The following is a 7,875-nucleotide window of genomic DNA, read 5'->3' as shown; positions in this document are numbered from 1 at the left end:
ATCGGCGGCCGGACGGCCGGAGAACTGGTCGGCCATCACCTCGTTGGCGTCGGCCAGCAGCTCGCGCGGGACGAGCACCACGGCGGTGGAGCCGCCGTACGGCGAGGGCCGCAGGTGCACCCGGATGCCGTGCCGCCGGGCGAGGCGGCTGACCACGAACAGGCCGAGCCGGTCGGTGTCGGCGAGGTCGAACTCCTGCTCCACGGCGAGCCGCTGGTTGATCTCCTCCAGCGCGTGCTCGCTCAGGCCGAGGCCGCGGTCGTCGATCTCCAGGCAGAAGCCGTGCGCGACGACCTCGCCCTGCACCGTGACCTGGGCGTGCGGCGGGGAGAAGACCGTGGCGTTCTCGATGAGTTCGGCGACGAGGTGGGTGACGTCGGCGACCGCGCTGCCGAGCAGGCCGGTGCCGGGGAAGGGCCGGACGATCACCCGGGCGTAGTCCTCGACCTCGCCGACCGCGGCCCGCACGACGTCGACCATCCGGACGGGCTTGCGCCAGGCGCGGCCGGGCGAGCCGCCGGAGAGGATGATCAGGCCCTCGGAGTGGCGACGCATGCGGGTGGTGAGGTGGTCGAGCCGGAAGAGGTCCTCCAGCTCGGTCGGGTCCTCGGTGCGGCGCTCCATCGCGTCCAGCAGGGTGAGCTGGCGGTGCAGCAGCACCTGGCTGCGGCGGGCGAGGTTGACGAAGACGGCGGCGACGCCGCGCCGCAGTTCGGCCTGTTCGACGAGGGCCTCCACGGCGACCACCTGGACGTCGTGGAAGGCCCTGCCGACCTGGCCGATCTCGGCGGCGCCGAACTCGAGGTCGGGCGTCTCGGCCGCGACGTCGACGCTCTCGCCGCGGCGCAGCCGTCCCATCATCTGCGGCAGCCGGGTGCCGGAGAGCTCCTGGGCGGCGTTGCGCAGCGCCACCAGCTCGCGGACGTGACCGCGGCCGATCCGGTAGGAGATGAGGATGGACAGGACGACGGCGAGCAGGCCGATCAGACCGGCGACGGCGCCGCGGACGATCTGGTTGATCGCGTAGGACTCGGCGCGCTCCCCGATCCGGTCGGCGAGCCGGGTGTTGAGGTCGGCGTAGGAGGCGAGCACCGGGGTCGCGGACTCGCGCCACGGGTCCTTGGGGTTGGCGTGGACGGCGGCGGCGCGCTGCACCGAGGAGTCGAAGTTGGCCTCGGCGGCGGCGAGCGCCATCCAGTTGTCGGAGCTGCGCAGGTCGGCGTAGTCGCGCTGGTCGGTGAGGTCGAGCTCGCCGGCGTAGACGCTGAACAGCGCCTGCTGGGAGTGCATGTTGTCCAGCGCCACCTGGATCATCTCGTCGCCGGGCTTGTCGGTGACCCGCAGCGCCTGCATCGCGGCGGCCTCGCAGGAGAGGTACTCGCGGGCGCGGACGAGCTCGGTGAGCAGCATGGTCTGCCGGGGCAGCTGGCCGCTCTGCCGGCCGGCGAAGGCGGAGCGGAACGGGAAGACCGTCTCCACCAGGTCGCTGTAGGCGAGCAGCTCGTGGTCCCAGCTGACGACGTCGCGCAGGGCCTGGCCGCGGATCGCGGAGAGCTGGTCGGCGGCGGTGAGGATGTCCTGGTACTTCGTCCGCTGCTGGGCGTCGAGCCGGCCGAGCGCCTCGGTGTCGTTGAGGTAGCGCAGTTCGCGCAGGCTGTGGTCGGTGGCGGCCTGGGCGTGCTCGTAGGCGTCCTTGTTGGCCTGCGAGCCGGGGTCGGCGAGGCGGAGGACGGCGGCGCGGCGCTCCTCCTGGAGATCCAGGGTGTACTGGTCGACCGGCTTGACCAGTTCATGGAAAGATGAGCTGACGTCGAACTGGCTGCGGACGTCCCCGGTGGTGACCAGGGTCGCGTAGACCCACAGCCCGGTGAGCGCCACGATGGGCACCATGAGCAGCGCGATGATCTTCGCGCGGATCGAGCTGCTGCGCAGACGCATGGGGTCCTCGGTCGGGATGGAGCCAAGCGCGGACAGGGGTGCGGTTCGGGCGGGCGGTCGCGCCTCCCCGATCGGGCATGGGTGTCCCGGCGGAGGGCCGGGCCGTCGGATCTGCGTGACTCTACACCGCGCTGACCACCCGTTCGAAGGGTCGCAGCCATCCCTTCCGGCACCTGTCCGATTGATCCGGGATTGCTCCCCAGGCGACCGCTCTCCGCTGTCACCGGGGGGTGCACTCGGTGCCGATCGCGCCGGGGCGTCCCCGGGCCTCTGGGCAGCGCGGCCGGAGATCCGGTAGCTTCGCTGCCGATCCGTCCGCCGGCCGGGCAGGCCGACCGCGCGGGGAAGACGGGGATCGGGGGCGGTGTGCGCGAGGTCAGCAGCCCCGCCCTGTCCGAGCCGGCCGCCGGCGGGCTCGCCGACTCGGTGTTCGACACGGCCGAGCAGAGCCCGGGGCTGATCCAGCTCTCCCGGCTCGTGGACGGGGTGTGGCAGCCGGTGACGGCGCTCCAGTTCCGGGACGAGGTGCTCGCCCTTGCCAAGGGGCTGCTCACCCGGGGCGTGCGCTACGGCGACCGGGTCGCCGTCATGTCCGGCACCTGTTACGAGTGGACGCTCTTCGACTACGCGCTCTGGGCGGTCGGCGCGATCCCGGTGCCGGTGTACCCGACCTCGGCACCCGAACAGGTCCGCTGGATCCTCGCCGAGACGCAGGCGGTGGCCTGCGTGGTGGAGCACGAGGACCACGCGATGACGGTCGGCGCGGTCTGCGACGCGCTGCCCGAGCTCACCGGCATCTGGCAACTGGACCGGGACTGCGTCGGCGCGCTGATCGAGGACGGCCGGGGCGTGCCGGACGCGCTGGTGCACCGCCAGCGGCTCGGGGTCACCGCGGAGAGCATCGCCACCGTCATCTACACCTCGGGCACCACCGGCCGCCCCAAGGGCTGCCTGCTCACCCACGGCAACTTCACCGCCGAGGCGGACGCCCTGCTGGAGGGCTGGGGCGAGATCTTCCGGGACACCGGCGGCGTGCCGCCGGCCACCCTGCTCTTCCTGCCGCTGGCGCACGTCTACGGCCGGATGGTGCAGGTCGCCGCCGTCCGCGGCGGCATCCGGATCGGCCACCACGGGCAGCTGACCACGGACAGCCTGCTGCCGGCGCTGGAGTCCTTCCGGCCGACCTTCCTGCACGCGGTGCCGTACGTCTTCGAGAAGATCTACCAGCGCGCCCGGGAGCGGGCGGAGGAGGCCGGCAAGGCCGAGCTGTTCGACCTGGCCGCGGAGACGGCGGTCGCCTGGGCGGCCGCCCGCGAGCGGAAGGCGCTCGGCCACGGCCCGGGGCCGAACACGGCGCTGCGTGTGCGGCACGCCGCCTACGACCGGCTGGTGTACCAGCGGCTGCGGGCGGTGCTCGGCGGGCGGGTGCGCAACATCATGTCCGGCGGCTCGACGCTGGGCCGCGAGCTCGGCCTGTTCTTCGCCGGGGCGGGCATGACGGTGTACGAGGGATACGGCCTGACCGAGACCACCGCCGCGGTGACGGCCAACCCGCCGGGGCGGCCCAAGTTCGGCACGGTGGGCCGGCCGGTGCCCGGGGCGGCGGTGGCGATCGCCGACGACGGCGAGGTGTGGGTGACCGGCGGCACGGTCTTCTCCGGCTACCTCAACCACCCGCGGTGCACCGAGGCGGCGCTCGTCCGGGGCTGGCTGGCCACCGGCGACCTCGGCGAGCTGGACGAGGACGGCTACCTCACCATCACCGGCCGCAAGAAGGAACTGATCGTCACCAGCAGCGGCAAGAACCTCGCCCCGGGCGCCCTGGAGGAGCGGGTGCGCTCGCACCCCCTGGTGGCCCAGTGCCTGGTGGTCGGCGACGACCGCCCGTACGTGGCGGCCCTGGTCACCCTGGACCCGCAGGCGCTCGCGCACTGGCTGAAGCTGCGCGGCCGCGAACAGCTGGACGTGTGGGGCGCGCTCGCCGACACCGAGCTGCACGGGGAGATCCAGCGGGCGGTGGCGGCGGCCAACACCGCCGTCTCGCGGGCCGAGTCGATCCGCGCCTTCCGGCTGCTGCCCAAGGAGTTCAGCGCCGAGGACGGGCTGCTGACGCCCTCGCTGAAGATGCGGCGCAGCGCGATCCAGGCCTACTACGCGGAGGACATCGAGGAGCTGTACGCGCCCTGACGGCCCGCCGCGCCGCGCGGGGCGCGGGCACGGCGGGCCGGTGGGGGTCAGGCCGCGGCGCTGAACGAGGGCAGGTAGCCGCCGGACTGGCCGGCCTTGTTGGGGTGGTAGCTCTCGTCGACGGGCAGCGTGGTGCTGTTGAGCCACTGGGTGGACGAGCCGCAGATCTCGTGCTCGGTGAAGATGCTGCGGACGTCCTTGAAGGTGAAGCCGGCGTTGGCCGCGCGCTTGGCGATGACCGAGTCGAGGGTGTCGGCGGCGCCGTTGATCGCGGTGCGCTTGGTGTCGCCGATCCCGAAGATGCAGCTGCCGCCGATCTTGTAGAGGTGCGGGTAGCCGAGCACCACGACGTGCGCGTTGGGGGCCTTGCTGCGGATCGCCGAGTACACCGCGTCGAGCTGGCCGGGCAGGGTGTTGGTGGCGTAGGACTTCGCGGTCGCCACCGCGCTCAGGCAGCTGCTCTCGGAGTTGAGCACGCAGGTCTGCATGGTGCTGGCGAAGCCGGCGTCGTTGCCGCCGATGGTGATGCTCACCAGGGTGGTGCTCGAACTGAGTGCGGAGACCTGGTTGTTCAGCACGTCGCCGGTCTTCGCGCCGGAGCAGGCGACGAAGCTGAACGAGGTGGGGGCGTTGGCGTTCTTCCAGAGGTACGGGTAGGCATTGGTGCTGCGCTTGCAACTGCCGCTGTCACCGGTGTAGCTGCCCGCTCCGACGCCCGCGGAGTACGAGTCGCCGAGGGCGACGTAGCGTGCTCCGGCGGCCGAGGCGTCGGTGGCGGTGATCAGGGTGGCGAGGGAGAGCGCGAGCGCCGTGGCCGCGACGGGCAGGACTCTGGTGCGAGGCATGGGGGAACCTCCGGGTGGGGGGGTGAATGCAATCCGGAAGTGGGGGTGACCCGGATCACACTGTTGTGATACCAGGCAGTAGCCTCGCCGGATAGTGCCCATGCCAAAGTTGTTGACGGAGCATCGGATGTGGCACCGTCACGTCACCGCGGTGCCATCCGGAATTCCGATGGAAACCTTTTCTGAAAGCAGGATTGACGGATCGTCAAAGGATCCTGGGAGTCACCCGAAGAGCACGCAGCCGGCCGGCGGGAGCTCCTCGATCGTCTCGTTCGCCGAGGCCGGCACCCCGAGGTGCGCCACCGCCGCGGCCACCGCCGCCCGGGCCTGGCTGACGCCCTGCGGACCCCAGCCCAGCAGTTCGACCGCGAGGCCGGGGGCGACCAGCAGCCGCCGGTAGTGCCGGCCCGAGGCCGGGTCCGGCTGCGAGGGGCCCACCCGGCGCAGCGCCGCCGCCATCCGGACGCGGGCGCACTCGTGGCCGCCGTTCGCCGAGCCCACCCGGTCGTAGAGGTAGCCGAGGTACCGGGGGCGGCCGATCACCGCCTGCGCCTCCTCCCCCGCCTCCCGGGCGAGGGCCGCGGCCGGGTCTCCCCCGTCCTCCTGCTCCAGCGAGCCGCCGGGCAGGCTGACGATGCCGTCCCTCGGGTTGACCAGGGTGAGCACCCGTCCGTCCGGGGCGAACAGCCAGCCCCAGGACTGCTTGACCGGCAGCCCGGCCGGCACGTCCTCGCCGGGCCGCCAGGGCCAGCCCGCGATCGGCCGGCGCCGGACCCTCCCGAGCAGGTCGGCGATCTCCGCGCTGTACTCGATGCGGTTCACGCGTGTCCCCTCCGGTCCCGGGCCGCCGGCGCGCCCGGTCGGCGGCCGGGGAGCGGGTGCGGCGGGCCGCCGCCCGCTCCGACTGTTGATCTTCCCCGAACATCCGGTCGATGAACAGTCCTGGCCGCCGCCCGGGGCACACCCGCAACGCCGCCGTGCCCGCGCCGCGACCCTACCGCCCGTCACCGACCGTCCGCCCGCGATCACGGATCGGCATCGGTCGCGCAGGTCACGGCCACGGGCTGTCGGTGGAGCCCGTTATGGTCGATGACCATGCGACTCCTGCATACCTCCGACTGGCACCTCGGCCGTTCCTTCCACCGGGAGAGCCTGCACGACGCCCAGTGCGCCTTCCTCGACCACCTGGTCGCGGTGGCCGCGGCGGAGCGGGTGGACGCGGTGCTGGTCGCGGGCGACGTGTACGACCGGGCGCTGCCCGGCCTGGAGGCGGTCGCGCTCTTCGACGACGTCCTCGTCCGCCTCGCCGGGCTCGGCGTGCCGACGGTCTTCATCAGCGGGAACCACGACTCGGCCCGGCGGCTCGGCGTCGCCGCCCGGCTGATCGACCGGGCCGGCATCCACCTGCGCACCGACCCGGACGGCTGCGCGGAGCCCGTGCTGCTCGCCGACGCGCACGGCCCGGTCGCCGTCTACGGCCTGCCGTACCTGGAGCCGGCGCTGGTCCGCGAGCGCTTCGGGCTGGACCGCGGCGGCCACGAGCAGGTGCTCGGCGCCGCGATGGACGCCGTCCGCGCCGACCTCGCCGAGCGCCCGGCCGGCACCCGCGCGGTCGTCCTCGCGCACGCCTTCGTGACCGGCGGCGCCCCCAGCGACAGCGAGCGCGACATCACCGTCGGCGGGGTCGCGAGCGTGCCCGCCGCGGTCTTCGACGGCGTCCACTACGCCGCCCTCGGCCACCTGCACGGCAGTCAGCGGCTCGCCCCGCACCTGCGCTACAGCGGCTCCCCGCTGGCCTACTCGTTCTCCGAGGCCGACCACCGCAAGACCATGTGGCTGATCGAGCTGGACGCCGACGGCTCGATCGCGGAGGAGCGCCGGATCGACTGCCCGCAGCCGCGCGCGCTGGCCCGGCTGCGCGGCCGCCTCGCCGACCTGCTCGCCGCCGAGGAGCACGCCTGGGCCGAGGACTGCTGGGTGCAGGCCACCCTCACGGACGCCGCCCGGCCCCCCGAGCCGATGGAGTCGCTGCGCCGCCGCTTCCCGCACACCCTCCAGCTGCTCTTCGAGCCCGAGCCGGCCGAGGGCGACCCGCACCCCTCCTACGCGGCCCGGGTCACCGGGCGCTCCGACCTGGAGATCGCCGAGGGCTTCGTCCGGCACGTCAGGCCCGGCAGCGACCTCGGCCGGCACGAGCGCGACTGGCTCGCCGAGGGCTTCGAGGCCGTCCGCCGCGAGGCCGAGCTCGCCCGGGAGGCCGCACGATGAGGCTGCACCGGCTGACCCTCACCGCCTTCGGCCCGTTCGCGGGCACCGAGGAGGTGGACTTCGACCGCCTCGCCTCGACGGGGCTCTTCCTGCTGCGCGGCGCGACCGGCGCCGGCAAGTCCAGCGTGCTCGACGCGGTCTGCTACGCCCTCTACGGCGAGGTGCCCGGCGCCCGCCGGGGCAACCCGCTGCGCAGCGACCACGCCGCGCCCGGCCTGCTCACCGAGGTCCGGCTCGACCTCACGCTGGGCAGCCGGCGGCTGGAGATCACCCGCAGCCCCGAGCAGCAGCGGCCCAAGCTGCGCGGCACCGGCACCACCACGGAGAAGGCACAGACCCTGCTGCGCGAGTGGGCCGCAGACGCTGGCGACGGCACCCCCGGCTGGCGGGCCGTCAGCCGCTCCCACCAGGAGGCCGGCGAGGAGATCCGCCGTCTGGTCGGCATGAGCCGCGAGCAGTTCTGCCAGGTCGTCCTGCTGCCGCAGGGCGACTTCGCGCGTTTCCTGCGGGCGGACACCAAGCAGCGCGCCGAACTGCTCGGCCGGCTCTTCGACACCCAGCGGTTCGGCCAGGTCGAGCGCTGGCTCGCCGAGCGCCGGCTCCGCCAGGAGGCGGCCGTCCGCGACGGCCGGCAGCG

At 73.6% G+C, this 7,875-nt stretch carries 6 protein-coding genes; 3 read left to right on the top strand and 3 right to left on the bottom strand.

The features are described from left to right. A partial coding sequence (locus ABZ641_RS20015; protein WP_359983497.1) for a nitrate- and nitrite sensing domain-containing protein occupies positions 1–1,938 on the bottom strand: 1,938 nt, incomplete at its 3' end. Positions 1,939–2,304: 366 nt separating this feature from the next. On the opposite strand from ABZ641_RS20015, the gene ABZ641_RS20010 reads away from it, so the two are divergent. After that, entirely contained in the window at positions 2,305–4,125 is a 1,821-nt protein-coding gene (locus ABZ641_RS20010) for a long-chain fatty acid--CoA ligase (RefSeq protein ID WP_344628414.1), read from the top strand. A gap of 47 nt (positions 4,126–4,172) precedes the next feature. Here the strand turns inward: ABZ641_RS20010 and ABZ641_RS20005 are convergent, their stop codons facing one another. Together ABZ641_RS20005 and ABZ641_RS20000 are read right to left on the bottom strand one after the other, a co-directional pair. Then, the gene (locus ABZ641_RS20005) at positions 4,173–4,970 is read right to left on the bottom strand and encodes an SGNH/GDSL hydrolase family protein (protein WP_344628413.1); all 798 of its coding nucleotides are present in this window, start codon (positions 4,968–4,970) and stop codon (positions 4,173–4,175) included. Positions 4,971–5,192: 222 nt separating this feature from the next. After that, positions 5,193–5,792 (bottom strand): NUDIX hydrolase, encoded by a 600-nt coding sequence (locus ABZ641_RS20000; protein ID WP_344628412.1) that lies wholly within the window; start codon positions 5,790–5,792, stop codon positions 5,193–5,195. Between the two features lie 273 nt (positions 5,793–6,065). On the opposite strand from ABZ641_RS20000, the gene ABZ641_RS19995 reads away from it, so the two are divergent. Beyond that, a complete protein-coding gene (locus tag ABZ641_RS19995) occupies positions 6,066–7,238 on the top strand; it encodes an exonuclease SbcCD subunit D (protein ID WP_344628411.1) in 1,173 nt (390 codons plus the stop codon). Further along, the coding region (locus tag ABZ641_RS19990; RefSeq protein ID WP_359983492.1) for an SMC family ATPase at positions 7,235–7,875 on the top strand (641 nt) is incomplete at its 3' end. The genes ABZ641_RS19995 and ABZ641_RS19990, both read left to right, overlap by 4 nt.

The sequence above is a fragment of the Kitasatospora sp. NPDC007106 genome (assembly GCF_040634455.1).
Lineage (GTDB): Bacteria > Actinomycetota > Actinomycetes > Streptomycetales > Streptomycetaceae > Kitasatospora > Kitasatospora arboriphila.
Note: the sequence above shows the minus strand (reverse complement) of the source record. Positions and strands in the feature narration are given on the sequence as shown.